Genomic DNA, 17873 nt, shown 5'->3' on the forward strand with positions numbered 1-17873 from the left:
ACCGACCGGTCGGTGTTTCGCCGATACCGCTGGCTCACGGCGGGCCGAGCACGCCCACGCCGACCGACACGGTCCCGTTCTTCGGGATGGAACCGCTGGCGGACGGCTGCTGGCTGAGGATCCGGCCCACGCTGCTGGTGTCGAAGGTGCCCTGTGGGGACTGGCTGATCTGGCTCTGCGTGCCGGTCCAGCCTTCCGCGCGCAGCTTGTCCACCGCCTGCGCGACCGTCAGGCCCACCAGCGACGGCATCTTGATCTGATCGCTGGACACCTGCACGGTGACCGTCGAGCCCTTCTCCGCCGGCGCGCCGCCCGCGGGGCTGGTCGAGAGCACCTCGCCCTTGGGCCGCGACGACGGCACCTCCTGGATCGAGATCTTGAATCCGGCGCTGTCCACCAGGTTCGGCCGCGCGACGTCGATGTCCTGACCGATCACGTTCGGCACCCGGACCGATTCCGGGCCGGAGCCGATGGTGACGACGATGGCCCGGCCCACATCCACCCGGGAACCCGCCGACGGATCCTGCCCGATGACCTTGTCGGTGTCCTGCGTGCTGGAGGGCTTGCGCACGACACTCGGATCCATCTGTAGATTGCCGTTGAGCAATGCGGCTTCGGCCTCCTGCTGGCTCATCCCGTCGAGCTTGGGCACCTGCACCTGGGCCGGGCCGGTGGACACCTGAATGGTGACGTTGCTGCCCTTGTTCGCCCGCGCACCGCCGACCGGTGCGGTGGAGATGACGTAACCGGTGTCTATCTTGCTGTCGGGTTTCTGCTGGATGGAGACGGCGAAACCGGCCTGCTGGAGCGTATCGGCCGCCTGTTGCGCGGACTTGCCCGAAAGGTCGGGCACGGCAACCTGTTCCGGTTTGCTGCCCGGTCCGACCCATACCCAGAACAAGGCGAGCAGCACGGCGACACCGGCGGCCGCGGCGACGGCGACATAGATGGAGCGACGCGGTCCGCCGGATTCGGGCGGCCCCTGCTCGGCGGTGTCGTCGTTGCGCTCGACGGTGCGGTAGCTGCGCGGCGCGGGCTCGTTCGAGCCGAAGACGGTGGTGCGGTCCTCGTCGGTCATCACCATCGGCGCGATGGGCTTCTGCCCGCCCAGCACCCGGATCAGGTCGGCCCGCATCTCGGCCGCGCTCTGGTAGCGGTTGGCCGGGTTCTTGCTCATCGCCTTGAGGATCACCGAATCCAGCTCGCGCGGTACTCCGGGATGCACATGCGATGGCAGCCGCGGGTCCTCCCGGACGTGCTGGTAGGCGACCGCGACCGGCGAGTCACCGGTGAAAGGCGGCTCACCGGTGAGGATTTCGAACAGCACGCAACCGACGGAGTAGACGTCCGAACGGGCGTCCACCGTCTCGCCACGCGCCTGCTCGGGCGAGAGATACTGCGCGGTACCGATTACCGCGGCCGTCTGGGTCATCGGGTTGGAGCTGTCGGCGAGCGCCCTGGCGATGCCGAAGTCCATCACCTTCACCGCGCCGGCCCGGTTGATCATGATGTTGGCCGGCTTCATGTCGCGGTGCACGATGCCGGCCTTGTGGCTGAAATCCAGTGCGGCACATACATCCGCGACGACTTCCATGGCGCGGCGCGGCGGCAGCGGGCCCTGGCCGCGCACGATGTCGCGCAGCGTATCGCCGTCGACGTACTCCATCACGATGTAGGGCAGCGGGCCGTCGTCGACCTTGGCCTCGCCGGTGTCGTACACCGCGACGATGGCCGGATGATTCAGCGCCGCGGCGTTCTGGGCCTCGCGCTTGAACCGCAGATAGAAGGTGGGGTCGCGGGCCAGATCGGCCCGCAGCACCTTGATCGCCACGTCCCGGCTGAGCCGCAGATCGCGCGCCTTGTGCACCTCGGACATGCCGCCGAACCCGATGATCTCGCCCAGCTCATAGCGGGAGGAGAGATTCTTCGGGGTCGTCATTGTTGTCCTTGCGAAGAGGTTTTGGGCGCGCTGGGAGTGGCGGAGCTTCGAGCACTGTTCCCCGGAAATGGTATGTCGATAGTGGGGATTCGGGGCAGGGTCGTCGGCGGTGTTGTCGTCGTCGGCTTGGTACTGCTCGGCGGCGTGGTGGTCGGCGACGGCGTGGTCGTCGTCGGTTCCGGCGTGGTGGTGGTCGGTTCGGTGGTGGTCGGCTCCGTGGTCACCACCGGCGGCGGAACGGGTTTGGGCGTCGTCGTGCTGGTCACCGGCGGCGGGGGCGGCTTCGGCGCCTGCGTGGTCGTGGTGGCAGGCGGGACCTTCGAATCCGGGTTCGTGTCCCCACCGAACATCAGATAGAGCACGATGGCGAGCAGCAGCACCGCGCCCGCGCCGAGCGCGGCCATCCACTTCTGCGTGGTGGTGTACTTCTTGCCGTTCTCCGGCGGCAGCTGATTGCCGCCGGTCCCGTTGTTGAGCATCGTCGCGGGCGCACCGGTGCCGTTGGCGTAGCCGGCGTTGTTGAGTGCCGCGCCCGCGGGCGTGGAGTAGTGCACGGTCGCGCCGTCGAACTCCGATGGCGTGGACGGCAATGCGACGGTCGGCCCGGGCGGCAGCACCCGGGTGGCGCCGGTCATCGACATCGACGGGCTGGCCCCGGTCGGGGTCGGCGGCCTGCGGCCCGCGCGCACCGCGGCGACCGCGTCGGCGAACTCGCCGCCGCGCGAGTAGCGGCCCTTCGGATCCTTGCCCATGGTGATCTCGATGAGCTCACGCACGTTGGCAGGCAGGTCACCGGGCATCGGCGGCGGCGTTTCGCGCACGTGCTTCATCGCCACGGTGATCGCGCCGTCGCCGCTGAACGGCCTGGTTCCGGCGAGCGCCTCGTAGCCGACCACACCGAGGGAGTACACATCGCTGGCGGCGGTGGCGTCCTCGCCGACCGCCTGCTCCGGCGCGATGTACTGGGCGGTGCCCATCACCATGCCGGTCTTGGTCACCGGCGAGGCGTCGACCGCCTTGGCGATGCCGAAGTCGGTGATCTTCACCTGACCGGTCGGCGTCACCAGGATGTTGCCCGGCTTCACGTCGCGGTGCACGACGCCGGCCCGGTGCGCCCCGCCCAGCGCGCGACCGGTCTGCTCGAGCATGTCGAGACCCTGGCCCCCCGAGAGCCTGCCGAGCCGGTTCAGCACCGTGTTCAGCGGCTCGCCCTGCACCAATTCCATGACCAGATAGGCGGTTTCACTGCCCTGCGGGTCGGTGGTCTCGCCGTAGTCGTAGATGCCGGCGATGCCGGGGTGGTTCAGCTGGGCGGTGGTCCTCGCCTCGGTGCGGAACCGCTGCCGGAACGTCGGGTCGGTGGAGAACTCCGACTTGAGCACCTTGACCGCCACCCGGCGATCCAGCCGGGTGTCCAGCGCCTCCCAGACCTGGCCCATACCGCCGGTCGCGATCAGGCGCTGCAGCCGGTACCGGTCGGCGATCATCGCACCGTTGTTCAGCATCCCCGTACCTTCACTCGCACATCCATATCGTTCAGCCGCCTCGCAGACCGGCGTCCAAGACCGCGCGTGCGATCGGCGCGGCCACCTTGCCACCCGTCGCCCCGAGTGCCCGGTCGCCGCCGTTCTCCACGATCACCGCGATGGCGATCTTCGGGTTCTGCGCGGGCGCGAAGGCGATGTACCAGGCGTGCGGTGGGGTATTGCGGGGATTGCTGCCGTGCTCGGCGGTGCCGGTCTTGGACGCGATCTGATAGCGGGAAGACCTGCTACCGCCGGTGTTCTCCTCCGACGCGATCATCAGATTCGTCAGCGATGACGCTACCTGGGCATTGAACGCTTGGCCCAGCGAGACCGGCTTGGTCTTGGACAACTCACTGAGGTCGGGTCCCTGCAGTTGGTCGACCAGGTGCGGTTCCATCCGGACGCCGCCGTTGGCGACCGTCGCCGCGATCACCGCGTTGTCCAGCGGGGTCAGCGCGACGTCGCGCTGACCGATGCTGCTCTGGGCCAGCGCGGCGTTGTCCGGCATGGTGCCGACCGTGCTCTCGGCGACCGGGATCGGGATGCCCCGGTTCTCGCCGATACCGAAGGCGGCGGCCTGGTCCTTGAGTTTCGCGGCGCCCACCTTGACACCGAGTTCGGCGAACGCGGTGTTGCAGGAGAGCCGGAACGCCTCGTGCAGCGAGGCACTCTGGCCGCCGCCACAGTTGGAGCCGTTGTAGTTCTCCAGCGTGGTGCTCGTGCCGGGCAGCGTGATGTTCGGCGCCGCGGTGAACTGATCCTCCGGCGACGCGATGTTGTTCGCCAGCGCGGCCGCGGTGACCACCACCTTGAAGGTGGAGCCGGGCGGATAGGTCTGCGAGACAGCCCGATTCAGCATCGGCTGCTTCTCGTCCGCGCTGAGCGCCTCCCAGGTCTGGGTGCCGCGGGCGCCGTCGTGGCCGGACAGCTGGTTCGGGTCGTAGCTCGGGGTGGACACCATGGTGAGGATCCGGCCGGTGCTCGGCTCGATCGCCACCACCGAACCGGTGAAGCCCTTGCTGGTCAGCTGGTCGTAGGCCACCTGCTGCATGGCCGGGTCGAGGGTGGTGATCACGTTGCCGCCGCGCGGGTCGCGACCGGACACCATGTCGACCAGCCGCGAGCCGAACAGGTGGCTGTCGGAACCGTTGAGCACCGAATCCTCGGCCCGCTCCAGCCCGTTGCTGCCGTACTGCATCGAGTAGAACCCGGTGACGGGTGCGAACGCCTCGGGGGAGCTGGGGTAGGTGCGCAGGTACTTGTAGCGGTCCTCGGTGGCCACCGAGTTGGCGAGCACCGTGCCGCCCGCGGAGATCTGCCCGCGCTGGCGCGAGTACTCATCGAGCAGCACCCGGGAGTTGCGCGGGTCGGTGCGGTAGTCGTCGGCCTTGATCACCTGGACGTAGGTCGCGTTGACCAGCAACGCGACGATCATCAGCATCACCGCGATCGCGACCCGGCGTAGTGGTGTGTTCATGTGGCGGGCCCCGCTTCCGGTCGGCCCGCGTCGGGCTTGCGCAACAGCTCGGTGGCCGCCTCCGCGATCGGGGCCGCGGGCACGGCCTTGCGGGCCGGGGCCGGCGCGCGTGCCGCGTCCGAGACCTTGATCAGCAGCGCGAGCAGCGCGTAGTTGGCCAGCAGCGACGAGCCGCCGTAGGACATGAAAGGTGTGGTGAGACCGGTCAGCGGAATCAGTTTGGTGACACCGCCGACCACGACGAACAGCTGGATCGCGACGGTGAACGCCAGCCCGGCCGCCAGCAGCTTGCCGAAACTGTCGCGCACGGCGAGAGCGGTGCGCAGGCCGCGCACGATGAACACCAGGAACAGCACCAGCACCGCGGTGAGCCCGATCAGACCGAGCTCCTCACCGATCGTGGTGATGATGAAGTCGGTCTTGGCGAAGGGCACCTGGTTGGGGCGTCCGCTGCCGAGGCCGGTGCCCGCGAGCCCGCCGGTGGCGAGCCCGAACAGCGACTGGGAGATCTGGTAGCCGGTGTTGTTGTAGTCGTCGAACGGATGCAGCCAGGTCTGGGTGCGGATCTTCACGTGGCCGAAAGTCTGGTAGGCGAAGAAGAATCCGAGGGTGAGCAGCGCGCCGCCGATCACCAGCCAGCCGACCCGCTCGGTGGCGATGTAGAGCATCACCAGCACCGTGCTGAAGATCAGCAGCGAGGTGCCGAGGTCCTTCTCGAAGACGAGCACGCCGACGCAGACGATCCAGACCACCACGATCGGGCCGAGGTCGCGTCCGCGCGGGAACTCCATGCCGAGCAGGTGCTTGCCCGCGGCGGTGAACAGATCGCGCTTGGCCACCAGCACCGAGGCGAAGAAGATGATCAGCAGGATCTTGGAGAACTCCGCGGGCTGGATGCTGAATCCGGTGATCTTGATCCAGTTCTTGGAGCCGTTGATCTCGGAGAAGCGGCTGGGCAGCACGGCGGGCAGCGCCAGCGCGATCAATCCGATCAGGCCGAGGGTGTAGCCGTAGCGGGCCAGCGTGCGGTAGTCACGCAGCGCGATCAGCAGCCCGATGAATACGATCATGCCGAGGGTGGTCCACAGGATCTGCTGGTTGGCGTCGGGAGACGGCATCGGCCAGGAGTTGTAGACCGCGTTCTGCTCATCGGCCAGGTCGAGCCGGTGGATCAGCACCAGTCCGAGTCCGTTGAGCAGCGCGACGATCGGCAGCAGCAGTGGGTCGGCGAAGGGTGCGAACCGGCGTACCGCGAGGTGGGCGACGCCGAACAACGCCAGAAAAGCCAGGCCGTACTTGGCGATATCCCAGGTGACCGACTGTTCCTGGCTGGCCTCCACCAAAAACAGTGAGGCCGTGGTGATCACCGCCGCGCCGGCCAGCAGCAACAGCTCGGCATTGCGTCTGGTGCTCGGCGGTGGCGCGGGAGCGAAGCCGCCGGGGGGACTGGGAAAAGCCCCAGCGGACGGCGGTGCCGGCGCGGACATCAGTCCGTCACCCGGCAGTTCTCCCCCGCGATCTGGGGGTTCGGCGGAACCGGTGCTTCCGACTTCGTCGGTGTCTTGAGATCGGTGCCCGCGTCACCGTTGCCGGGTACCGGCGGAGCCGGCGGTGCGGGCTCGGAGGTCGGGGCGGCCGCGGTACTCGGCGCGGCCGGTCCGGGCGGCGGCGGCTCGGTGGTCGGCAGCACGCCGGGCTGGGGCACCGACGTCTTCGCCGGGCACGGCGGCAGCAGTTCGCCCTGCGCGATGGAGCGCATCTGGTCCTTGGCCCGGTCCAGCGAGCCGGGCGGCAGGCCCTTGCCGACCTGTTCGCGTCCGGTCTGCTTGAGATCGGTGACCTTCAGCTCCTTGCACGACGACGGCAGATCGGCGCCGGGGTCGACCAGGGACAGTTCGCCGGTCTTGGTGACGCAGCCGACGAGATTCACGTCGTGGATCGAGTAACCGAGCACCGAGCCCGGTAACCCGCGCAGGATCACCACCGAGCCGTTGTCGGCCCCGACGTAGTAGTTGCTGCGAATCATCTTGTAGCCGACCAGCAGTCCGACACCGACGGCCAGCACCAGCGCGAACGCGAGGACGAACCAGCGCAGTTTGCGCGCCTTGCCCTTCGGCTCCGGCTCGGGGGTCGCGGCGGCCCGGCGTGGCGCGGCCCGCGGCGGGCGCATGGCCGCCGCGCGTCCGGCCGCGGTGTTCGGCGGTGGCGTGTCCTCATCCACCCCGGACGCGGCACCGGCCACGATCGGGTGACTCTGGCCGTAATCGAGGTCGATCACGTCGGCGACGACGACGGTGACATTGTCCGGCCCGCCGCTGCGCAACGCGAGTTCGATGAGCCGGTCGGCACATTCGTCGGTGCTGCCCTCGCGCATGGTGTTCGCGATGGTCTCATCGCTCACCACATCGGAGAGGCCGTCCGAGCACAGCAGGTAGCGGTCCCCGGCGCGGGCCTCGCGCATGATCAGCGTCGGCTCGATCTCGTTGCCGGTGAGCGCGCGCATGATCAGCGAGCGCTGCGGGTGCGTGTGCGCCTGCTCGGGCGTGATCCGGCCCTCGTCCACCAGCGACTGGACGAACGTGTCGTCCCTGGTGATCTGCGCCAGTTCGCCGCCGCGCAGCAGATAGGCACGGGAGTCGCCGATGTGCACCAGGCCGAGTTTCTTGCCCGCGAACAGGATCGCGGTGAGCGTGGTGCCCATCCCGTCGAGTTCGGGCTCCTCCTCGACCTGATCGGCGATGGCGGCGTTGCCCTCGCGGGTCGCCGAATCCAGCTTGCCGAGCAGATCGTCGCCCGGCTCGTCGTCGTCCAGATGGGCCAGGGCGGCGATCATCAACTGCGACGCCACCTCGCCCGCGGCATGGCCACCCATGCCGTCGGCGAGCGCGAGTAATCGCGCGCCGGCGTAGACGGAGTCTTCGTTGTTGCCCCGGACGAGACCGCGGTCGCTACGCGCTGCGTAGCGGAGAACGAGTGTCACGATCGCAACTCGATCACTGTTTTGCCGACACGGACAGGCGTGCCGAGCGGAACCCGCACGGCAGTGGTGACTTTCGCGCGATCGAGGTAGGTGCCGTTCGTCGAGCCGAGGTCTTCGACGTACCAATCATCGCCACGCGGGGACAGTCGCGCATGTCTGGTCGAGGCGTAATCATCGGTGAGCACCAGCGTGGAGTCGTCCGCACGCCCGATCAGCACCGGTTGGGTGCCTAGCGAGATGCGGGTGCCGGCGAGTGAACCTTGAGTCACCACAAGAAATTTGGCGCCCTTCTGGCCCCGGCTGAAGGAGGGCAGCACCGCGGAACCGCGTGCGGCCCTGGGCTGTATCCGTATGCCGGATGCCGCGTAGATGTCGCTGCGCAAGGTGCGCAGCACCGCCCACACGAACAACCACAACAGCAGTAGGAACCCCGCACGGGTCAGTTGCAGGATCAGTCCCTGCACGGCGTTCCACCTCCTGTTCGACCGTGTATGTCGGTGCCGTAGGTGCGGTTCGACCACCCCCACCAGCATGCTGGTCTTGCCGACCCCGGGTTCCGGTGCCGTGCGTGTGTTGGCAGCATCATAGGGCCGTAGGTCGAGTTCGATCACGATACGACCGACGAATCCTTGATGGCCAAGTCGTGACCTGCATCGCGAGCTTACGGGATCAGACGATACGGATCAGGATCTCGGAGTGCCCGGCGCGGATCACGTCCCCGTCGGCGAGCTGCCAGTCTTGCACGGGAGAACCGTTGACCAGCGTGCCGTTGGTGGAACCCAGATCCGAGAGCATGGCGGTCTGGCCGTCCCAGCGAACCTCGATGTGCCTGCGCGAAACACCGGTGTCGGGCAGCCGGAAATGCGCGTCCTGGCCGCGGCCGATGATGTTGCTGCCCTCACGCAACTGGTACGTGCGGCCGCTGCCGTCGTCGAGCTGAAGAGTCGCGGAGTAGCCCGAACCTGCCTGCGGGGGAGCGGCATACGCGGGCGCGGCGCCATAGCCGGGCTGTGCGCCGTACCCGGGCTGCTGCGAGTAGGCCTGGCCGTAACCGGCCTGGTCATCCTGGCCGTAGGCGGCGGGCTCGGCGTAGGCCTGCTCGCCGTAACCGGGCTCCTGGTAACCCTGCTGGCCGTAGCCCGGCTGGGCGTAGCCCTGGCCTTGCTGGCCGTAGGCCGGATCCGCGTATGCCTGATCGCCGTAACCTTGCTGGGCGTAACCCTGCTGGCCGTAGCCCGGCTCCTGGTATCCCGGCTGACCGTAGGCCGGCGGTTCCTGATAGCCCGGCTGGCCGTACGCGGGCTCCTGGTAACCCGGCTGCCCGTAACCGCGGTCGGCGTAGCCCGGTTGCTGGGCGGCGTAGCCCGGTTCCTGATACCCCGGCTGACCGTAGGCCTGGCCACCCTGCTGGTAGTCATAGCCGTTCTGGTAGTCGCTGTAACCCTGCTGACCCTCCGGCGCCGGATAGTCGGCGCCGTACGGCGCCGCGCCGCGACCGTAGTCCTCGCGGTACGCGCCGTTCTGCGCGCCGCCGCGACCGGCAGGCGGTGGGGCGTACCCGCGGTTGCGTGGATCGGACTCCGCGGGCTCACGGCTCGGGTCGTAGCCTGAGTTCTGCGTCATGGGGCCAGCTCCTGGTTGCGGGTTTGCAGGTCGTTGTGGCGTGCGTTCAGGGCTGTGAGCTGGTGTAGCTCCGCGGCCGGCGTCCGGATCGACCCGGCCGCTAGCCCTGAACTGTCCGGTGTGCAGCGTAGGGGATGCCTCGAACGCCACGTGTACTTCGCCGTAGGTCTGCCAGCCTTGCTCGCGGATGTAATCCTGCAGGTGTTTGGCGAACGCGCGGGTGGTGAGGTCGTGATCGGCGTCCAACTGCTGGTGATCGGAGGAGTTGATAGTGATCACATAGCTGTTGGGTGCCAACAGGTGCCCGCCGTCGAGCTCTTGGACATGATCAGCGGCCTCCCGTTGCAGCGCCGCCTCCACCTCCTGGGGCACGACGTTGCCGCCGAACACCCGGGCGAACACATCACCGACGGCGCCCTGAAGACGACGCTCGAACCGTGAAACGATGCCCATTCCGGCCTCCCTTCGGTGAGCGTCTCTTCTGCTGATACGTAACAACGACACACGCATATGGCGTGTCGCCCATCGAGCACGTTCATTGCATGATATCCACGATCGTCCACACCTGTAACTCTTGGCACGATCAGCGGGTTCCCGCGCCTGTCCAGCCCCCGCGTCACGGCCCCACACAGCCGATTTCGTGTCGACGCGCACTGCGTGATACTGTCTCCGAGTCGCTCGGGCGAGTGGCGGAATGGCAGACGCGCTGGCTTCAGGTGCCAGTGTCCTTCGGGACGTGGGGGTTCAAGTCCCCCTTCGCCCACTCCACTCGGGGAAGCTCGTGCTCGCAAGAGCGCGAGCTTTTCTCGTTTCGTCCTTTTGTCTGTGTGGGGCGCAGCCCCACGCCCGCTCGGCGGGGCTTCGCCCCCCGAACCCCCCAGGTCGATGGTTGCCCTGCGCGTGGGTTGCGTGTGTGGGGCGGCGGGCGCTGCTGGTGAACGTGCGAGATCTGTGGATCGTGAACGTCGCCTCGGGGTGCGTGAGTTCTCGGTTGCTGCGTGTGGTGTGAGGTGTACCGCCTGCGCGGCTGTTTGTGACTTCCATGATCGTCGTGTCCGTCGGGTGTGTTCTCGGGTGAACGAGACTCCAGTGGGGCCGCCGTGTTTCGTTTCCGGGCACCGGGATCGGTGGGGGTGCTGGTGACTCGGGTTGGTGGAGTGGGGTTCTCGTGGATGCGAGGGGTCGGGGTGTGGCGGTATATCCACAAGCTGTGCACAACTGCTGATATCCACAGGTTTGTCCGACGTGAAATCCGCCCAGCGGGCGTTATTTTCGGTTATTTCGGATTGTGTACATGACTGTTCTCTTTCATCGGTGACGTGTTTTCACATCGGACATTTCGGGCCGGATCGGCGCGGAAAAGGTATCGGGCGGAAGTTAATTGAGGGTCGGGGTGAGTGGTGTTGTGGGAGGTAGAGGTGATTTGAATGCGTTCTCTCTCGCGTTTCGCGCTGGATTATTCAAATGTTCATCTACGATTGCGGCGGCTCACACCGGAGTGGTCACTCGCAAATACCTGCATTCGTCGGGGATTTGGTGCTGCGGCTTCCGGTCACGGCTTGTCATGCACCTCTCCCTCAGCTGAAGGATCAGGTATGAACATGTTCAAAACACGGCACCGCCGATATGGGCGGGCAACGATGTTGGCCGCGGGGGCCGCGGTCGTGATTCAAGTGGCCACCGCAGGTTTTGCCGCGGCGTGCCCGTGCGCGTCGGATGACTATGTACCGATTCAGCCCGCGCTGACTCCGCCGGCAATGCCCGCCGAGGATCAAGTGTTTCTCAATCCGCCGCGCGATGTTGTCGCGGCGAAGCAGCCGGGCGAGATCATTGCCGCGCGCGAAGTGCATCCCGCGTTCCAATCGATCATTCAGCCCGATGTGGACGCGTGGCAGCTGTCCTATCGGTCGAACAACAGTCGCGATGAACCGATCGCGGCGGTGACCACGGTGATGAAGCCGCGCGGCAAGGCGCCGACGAACCTGGTGTCGGTGCAGATCCCGGAGGACGCGGTCGCGGCGCACTGCGCGCCGTCGTACACCAGCCAGATGCTGGCGCTGCCGCCGAACTACGCGGGCACGATGGGCCCGAATTTCATGCTGCCGATGGCCCTCTACGCGGTCACGAAGGGTTGGGGCGTCTCCATTCCCGATCACGAAGGCCTGCTCTCCGCCTTCGCCGCGGGCCCGCTGGCGGGCCGGATCACCCTCGACGGCATCCGGGCCGCGGAGAACTTCAAGCCGATGGAGCTGCATCAGGGCCGCGACACCAAGGTCGGCCTGTGGGGCGACTCGGGTGGCTCCATCCCGACGATGCACGCCGCTGAGCAGCGCGCCACCTACGCACCGGACGTCAACCTGGTCGGCACCGTCTCCGGCTCCACCGCCTCGGACCTGCGCGACCTGGTCGACTATCAGAACAATGGTCCCGCCGCCGGCACGGTGTTCGCGGGCATCATCGGCCTGAGTCGCGAATACCCGGAATTGCAGACCTATCTGGATCAGCACATGAATCCGCTGGGTCAGGGCCTGCGCACCGTGCACAGCAATGTGTGCCAGGGCTGGTCGGTTTCGAGTTTCCCGAACCTGAACATCAAGGGACTGTTCGATACACCGGACATGACGCGCGAGCCGATTCCGAGCAAGTATCTGGATCAGGTCAAGATGGGAAATGCGACGCCGGACCGGCCGACATATATCTTCCAGTCGATGGGTGACTGGATTATGCCCGCCTACGCGACCGACCGGCTGGTGGATACCTACTGCCAGAACGACGGGCAGATCACCTATCGGCGCATCCAAATCGGCGAGGCCTACTCACAGGCATTCTTGTCGGTGCCGGGCACATATCAGTGGCTGCAGGAGCGTTTCGACGGTGTGCCCGTCGGCAGCGGCTGCAATAGGCAGGATGTCGCGGCGATCGCGAAGGACGATTCCCCGGAGATGAACGAATGGGTGTCGATCGTCGGTCCGGAGCTGACCGCTTCCGCGGCCAAGCCCGTTTGATCGTTCGACAGGTGAGGATGGCGAAAACGGTGTCTGGCTGATCATTTCGACCGGACGCCGTGAACCACATCGCCGACCGTTGTGGTTCGCTCCGCCGAAAGAAGGCCCGGTCCACCAGGACCGGGCCTTCTCGCGTTAGATCGCCGGATCCGGCACGGGCGAAGTCAGCACACAATGTGTGCCCCGATAGATCGTCGGCATGCAGCGATTGCAATGGGTACACCCGGACACGCTCGCCGCGTCGGCGCGCAGGCGATCGACCAAACCCGGATCGTGCAGGAGCGCACGAGCCATGGCGACGAACTCGAAGCCGTGCGCCATCGCGGTCTCGATGGCGCCGCGTGAGGCGATGCCGCCGAGCAAGACCAGCGGCACGTCCAGTTCCGCTCGGAAACGCAGCGCCTGCTCGAGCAGGTAGGCCTCCTGGTACGGGTAGGTGCGCAGAAATCTGCGGCCCGCGAAGCGAATACCCCAGCGCTGCGGCGGCGGGAACTGGTCGGCGAACTCGCGCAGCGGCACGTCGCCGCGGAACAGATACATCGGATTGCGCAGCGAACTGCCGACGGTGAGCTCGAGCGCGTCGAGGTTGCCGTCGCGGGCGAGCCACCGTGCGACGGACAGGCTTTCGTCGCCGCCGAAGCCGCCGCGCACGCCGTCGTCCATATTGAACTTGGCGAGCACCGCGATCTCGTCGCCGACCTCCTGCCGCACCGCGTCCGCGGTCTGCCTGGCCACCTCGGCGCGGTGGACCAGGGTGCCGCCGAACTCGTCCGCGCGCTTGTTCAAGGCCGGGCTGAGGAACGAGCTGATCAGATAGTTGTGCCCGAAATGCAGTTCCACGGCGTCGAATCCGGCGTGCACCGCGAGCCGGGCGGCGCGGGCGTGGGCGGCGATGATCCGCCGAATGTCGGCCGCGGTCGCCGCACGGGTGAGCCGCAGGCTGATCGGACTGAACTGCTTGCTCGGCGCGAGTGCGGGCGCGCGATTGGAGGCGGCGTTCGCCACCGGGCCGGCGTGGCCCAATTGCGCCGATACCGCGCCGCCCGCGCTGTGCACCGCGTCGGTGAGCCGTCGTAATCCGGGCACCGCCTCGGGCCGCATCCAGATCTGGTGCCGGTCGGTTCTGCCTTCGGGCGCGACCGCGCAGTAGGCGACCGTGGTCAGCCCGGCACCGCCCGCCGCGACCGCGCGATGGAAGTCGATGAGCTCGTCGGTGACCAAGGCGTCGGGCGTACGTCCCTCGAACGTCGCGGCCTTGATGATCCGGTTGCGTAGCTGGACCGGCCCGAGCATGGCCGGCTGGAACGCGTCGTGCGGCATCCGCCCAGACTAGAACGTGTTCCAGTTCGGCGTCGGTGAAACGAGACCACGGAAGTGTCTTGACTCACAATGAGAACCTGTTCTAATTCTTGGCATGCGCAGATATGACGGCCGCCGCGTGGTGGTGACGGGAGCAGGCTCCGGCATCGGACAGGGCATCGCCCTGCGGCTGCTGGACGAGGGTGCCCAGCTGGTCGCCGCCGACATCGATGAGCCGGGGCTGGCGGCCACGGCGGCGAAGGCGGGCGATGCCGCCGATCGATTGCGAACGGTCGCGGTGAACATCGCGGACCCGGCGTCGGTCGGTACCGCGACCGCGACGGCGCTCGAGTTCCTCGGCGGACTCGACGTGCTGGTGAACGCCGCGGGCATCCTGCGTCCGGCCCGGACCCACGAGATGCCGCTCGACGCCTGGAATCAGGTGATCTCGGTGAATCTCACCGGCACCTTCCTAATGACTCAGGCCGCGCTGCCCGCTCTGGTCGACTCCGGACACGGGGTGGTTGTGAACGTCTCCTCGACCGCGGCCTTCAGCGCCGCGCCTTACCTCGCGGCGTATGCGGCTTCGAAGGGCGGCGTCAACGCGTTCACCCACGCGATCGCGCTGGAGTACGCCAAGCAGGGCCTGCGCGCGGTGAACATCGTGCCTGCGGGGATCACCAGCGGTATCACCACGAAATCGATTCTGGATCAGCCGGAAGGATTCGATCCGAAGCTGTTCGCGCGGATGACCGGCTGGCTCAACGGTGGTGCGCTCGGTAGTCCGGAGGACATCGCCGGTGTGGTCGCGATGGTCGCCTCCGACGATGGCCGCTACATGACCGGTACCGAGATCCGGATCGATGGCGGCGCGTTGATGTAGTCGGGCACAGAGTTACGCGGGCTTGGTCGCGATCAGCAGATGATGCGGAATCGGCGGGTTCGGAAGCTGCTCGTGCGTGACCACACAGCCCGACTTCTTGAGCGCGGCAATGACGTCGGCGACCGGGCGCAGCGTGAAGCCGTACTGCGTGAACGGCAACTTCGCCATGGCGTCCGGGTCGCCGATGCCGATGACCAGCCTGCCGCCGGGCCGGATGACGCGGGCGAGCTCGGTGCAGACGGCGTCCAGCTCCGGCACGAAGTACACGGTGTTGACCGTGATCGCGGCGTCGAGGCTGTCGTCGGAGAGCGGCAGCGCGGTGAGCGAACCCTCGGCGAGACGCAGTCGGCCCGCGGCGGTTTCGCGCGGGTAGCCGGCGCGGGCACGGGTGAGCATGTCGGCGGAGAGCTCGATGCCGTGCACGATGCCGTCGGCTCCGACGCGGTCGAGCAGCAGGGAAAGCCCGGCGCCGCCGCCGAATCCGAGGTCGGCCGCGGTCTCGCCCTCGGTGATCGCAGCGGCCGTCACCGCGGCGGCGATGGCGCGCTTGTTGCCGCGATTGAGCACGAACGCCACGCCCTTGCCGAGCAATCCGTGTGGATTGCCGAGCTGACCGGCCAAGGTGGACAACAACCGGGCACGCAGACCGTTCATGGCGCCATCGTAGGCGCACTTGCGTCGTCACCTCGGGCCCGCGGAGACGCCGAGCGACGGGCCGCATTTGGATCATCGTCGTTTCGAATACTGTGCCGAAGGCGTTCGTTTCGGTTCGATCGGATGCTGTGTCGCCGACCCGAAAGACCGCCATGCGTGCACCGCTGATTTTCCTCGCCGCCTGCTCGATGGCGCTGCTGACCGCGACACCTGCCTCGGCGACCGGACCGTGGGGGCCACTGGCACCGCCCAATCCGCATCTCGGGCCGCTCGGCACCGCGACGATGCATGGGGACGCCGGTTCCTCGGACGCGACTCCGCTGGCCGGCCCCGGCACGGGTGCCGTATCGGTCTCGGCCTATCCGCTCGCCTCGGCCTGCCCGACGCTGCTGGAGGGCTCGGACCAGCTGGTGGTCGCGTTGTGCACGGCGATCGCAGGTCAGGTGCCGACCGTGCACCTGATCGACCCCGCGGCGCCAGGACCGCTCGGGCATTCGCTGGCGGCGCTCCCGCTCAGCAAGGGAAGTCTGCTCGGTGGCGTGTACGCGTATCTGGACAACAACGACCGGCTCGTCGTGGTCGACGGGGACAACCGGCTGCTTCGGGTCGGTCATACCCGCGATGCGGCGGGTAAGTGGCGGTTGGTCAGCGAGCAGGTGGCCGATCTGTCGGCGGTGATTCCGCTGGGTGACAACGTGACCGGGTTGGTGCCGGATTGGGCGGGCACCATCTGGTTCGCCACCGGCAAGGGCGTTGTCGGGACGGTCGCGCCCTCCGGGGCAGTCGCGACGGTGGCGTTGCCCGCCGGCGAGCAAGTGGCCAACAGCATTTCGGCGGCACCGAGTGGACGGATCGCGGTGGCGACCACGCAGGCGCTCTATGAACTGCGGGCCGATTCGTCGGGGCGACCCGAGGTGCTCTGGCGCGCGGCGTACGAACGCGGTCCGGCCCGGAAGCCGGGGCAGCTCAGCTGGGGCACCGGATCGACACCCACTTATTTCGGACCGGACACCGGTGCCGACTATCTGACCATCGTCGACAACGCCGACGGTCAGGTCAACGCGCTGGTATTCCGTTCCGGAAGCGGACGATTCGTGTGTGCGCAACCGGTGCTCACGAAGGGCGGTGCGGGGAGCGAGAATTCACCGGTCGGCATCGGCCGCTCGCTGTTCGTGGCGAGCACCTACGGGTATCCGTATCCGGCGGTGCCCGAAGGCGCGGGTCCGGCGGTGCCCGCGGCGTTCACCGGCGGCATGACCAGGGTTGATGTGGACGAGAACGGTTGCCACACAGTGTGGGAGAACACGGTACGCAGCGCGGCGGTTCCGCATCTATCCACAGCCGACGCAGCGCTGTACACAGTGGCCAGGGTCGGTCTCGATACGACGACGCCGCTGGACGGGTATGCGTTCACCGTGGTCGATCCGGACACCGGCGCGGTGACCGCCAGTCATCCGTTGCCCGGCACCATCGTCGACGATCCGCTGCAGACGTCGCCGTTGATCACCCACGGAGGTCAGGTGTTGCAGGGCACGATCACCGGGATTCTGCGCGTCGGCTGAGCCGGTGGCGTTTGCGCCCGGCCATTTCGGGTGCTGGATACCGCTGCCGCTCAGTCGAGTTCGCGGTTTATGCACAACCTGATGATGGGTGATCGCCCTGTGGATAGATCTGTGCGCTGCTCGAGGAGTACCGATGCGCGCCGACCTGGGTCGCGCCCTGTTCTGGGCGTGTTATTGCGGTGCACCAGGTTTGGCGGCGGGCGCTCGCGGCTGTGGATGAGGCTGTGTGTTGTTTCGGGATGGTCGAACGCCGTTCAACTGCGCGTTGCCGGCCCGACCTCGAGCGATGCGGGCGGAATCGACGCCGAAGCGCCTGGGTGCGGCCTGTGCATGAGCGCGCGAATGGATGGGGACAACCCTGTGCGCAAGCGCTCGAGATAACGCCGTCGCTGTGGATGGCGCAGTGGTGCTCAGGTGTGGACATCGATAGCAGTGGTCGGCGACGTTGCGGACCGCCGGGAGCCGGGCCGATCCTGTCCACAACGGTGGAGCGTGCGCGACTCCCAGGCTGTGGACGGCTGTGCCGCACGTTCCACACCGGTACCGGAACACGGTGGTTGTGCAGCCCCAGTCGGCGTTCTCATCGGCGTGTTGTCTCGGTGTGTCCGAAGTGGGGAATGCTTGCCGCAGTGTCGATTTCGCCGTATTCGCCGGGGTCTCCGCGTCCAGTGAGGCGAAGATCACACTCTGCCCCGAGGTTGCGGCCGAGGTGCTGAACCAGCCCGCTCGCGACGCTCCGGCGATCGCCTTTCGGTGTCTGGTTATTCCTGATCTTGACAAGACGCATGCACGTGTACGGATCGCCCTACCGGGTATGCATCGTGTTAATTACGCTGTAAACAAACCTACGGTCGCTTTCTGTTCATCCGTTGTCTAGCTACCTTGATTTTTCGCAACGAACTCGCAGGTCATCCACCATGCAGCG

Annotated in this window: 12 protein-coding genes and 1 tRNA gene; 4 read left to right on the plus strand and 9 right to left on the minus strand. The window is 67.2% G+C overall.

Annotated features, from left to right (window positions below; all coding sequences use genetic code 11):
- Positions 1-34: 34 nt before the first annotated feature.
- The 7 genes from pknB to DBO33_RS02005 form a co-directional block, all read right to left on the minus strand.
- Complete coding sequence (gene pknB, locus DBO33_RS01975) at positions 35-1939, minus strand: Stk1 family PASTA domain-containing Ser/Thr kinase (protein WP_107653518.1); 1905 nt, start codon at positions 1937-1939, stop codon at positions 35-37.
- On the minus strand, positions 1936-3444 hold the full coding sequence (locus DBO33_RS01980; RefSeq protein WP_107653519.1) for a protein kinase domain-containing protein: 1509 nt from the start codon (positions 3442-3444) through the stop codon (positions 1936-1938). The genes pknB and DBO33_RS01980 overlap by 4 nt, the downstream gene beginning before the upstream one ends.
- A 31-nt stretch (positions 3445-3475) precedes the next feature.
- On the minus strand, positions 3476-4942 hold the full coding sequence (locus DBO33_RS01985) for a peptidoglycan D,D-transpeptidase FtsI family protein (protein ID WP_107653520.1): 1467 nt from the start codon (positions 4940-4942) through the stop codon (positions 3476-3478).
- Entirely contained in the window at positions 4939-6429 is a 1491-nt protein-coding gene (locus DBO33_RS01990; RefSeq protein WP_107653521.1) for an FtsW/RodA/SpoVE family cell cycle protein, read from the minus strand. The genes DBO33_RS01985 and DBO33_RS01990 overlap by 4 nt, the downstream gene beginning before the upstream one ends.
- On the minus strand, positions 6429-7922 hold the full coding sequence (locus DBO33_RS01995; RefSeq protein WP_107653522.1) for a PP2C family protein-serine/threonine phosphatase: 1494 nt from the start codon (positions 7920-7922) through the stop codon (positions 6429-6431). Before DBO33_RS01995 ends, DBO33_RS01990 begins: the two co-directional genes overlap by 1 nt.
- Positions 7919-8386 (minus strand): FHA domain-containing protein FhaB/FipA, encoded by a 468-nt coding sequence (locus tag DBO33_RS02000; protein WP_014980860.1) that lies wholly within the window; start codon positions 8384-8386, stop codon positions 7919-7921. Before DBO33_RS02000 ends, DBO33_RS01995 begins: the two co-directional genes overlap by 4 nt.
- Positions 8387-8591: 205 nt before the next feature.
- Entirely contained in the window at positions 8592-9998 is a 1407-nt protein-coding gene (locus DBO33_RS02005) for a DUF3662 and FHA domain-containing protein (protein ID WP_107653523.1), read from the minus strand.
- Positions 9999-10225: 227 nt separating this feature from the next.
- On the opposite strand from DBO33_RS02005, the gene DBO33_RS02010 reads away from it, so the two are divergent.
- Both DBO33_RS02010 and DBO33_RS02015 read left to right on the plus strand, forming a co-directional pair.
- Positions 10226-10308, plus strand: a tRNA-Leu gene (locus DBO33_RS02010).
- Positions 10309-11140: 832 nt separating this feature from the next.
- Entirely contained in the window at positions 11141-12550 is a 1410-nt protein-coding gene (locus tag DBO33_RS02015) for a lipase family protein (RefSeq protein ID WP_234390650.1), read from the plus strand.
- A gap of 135 nt (positions 12551-12685) precedes the next feature.
- On the opposite strand, the gene DBO33_RS02020 is transcribed toward DBO33_RS02015, so the two are convergent.
- Positions 12686-13870 (minus strand): NADH:flavin oxidoreductase, encoded by a 1185-nt coding sequence (locus DBO33_RS02020; RefSeq protein ID WP_107653525.1) that lies wholly within the window; start codon positions 13868-13870, stop codon positions 12686-12688.
- Between the two features lie 94 nt (positions 13871-13964).
- Here DBO33_RS02020 and DBO33_RS02025 point away from each other — a divergent pair, with 94 nt between their 5' ends.
- Positions 13965-14732 carry an SDR family NAD(P)-dependent oxidoreductase gene (locus DBO33_RS02025; RefSeq protein ID WP_107653526.1) on the plus strand — a complete coding sequence of 256 codons (768 nt, stop codon included), beginning with the start codon at positions 13965-13967 and terminating at the stop codon, positions 14730-14732.
- Between the two features lie 12 nt (positions 14733-14744).
- On the opposite strand, the gene DBO33_RS02030 is transcribed toward DBO33_RS02025, so the two are convergent.
- On the minus strand, positions 14745-15386 hold the full coding sequence (locus tag DBO33_RS02030) for a class I SAM-dependent methyltransferase (protein WP_107653527.1): 642 nt from the start codon (positions 15384-15386) through the stop codon (positions 14745-14747).
- A 152-nt stretch (positions 15387-15538) separates the two neighbouring features.
- Here DBO33_RS02030 and DBO33_RS02035 point away from each other — a divergent pair, with 152 nt between their 5' ends.
- Positions 15539-16948, plus strand: coding sequence for an NHL repeat-containing protein (locus tag DBO33_RS02035; protein ID WP_107659881.1), 1410 nt, complete (start codon positions 15539-15541; stop codon positions 16946-16948).
- Positions 16949-17873 lie beyond the last annotated feature (925 nt).

Origin of the sequence: Nocardia suismassiliense, from assembly GCF_900269665.1 — a bacterium.
Lineage (GTDB): Bacteria > Actinomycetota > Actinomycetes > Mycobacteriales > Mycobacteriaceae > Nocardia > Nocardia suismassiliense.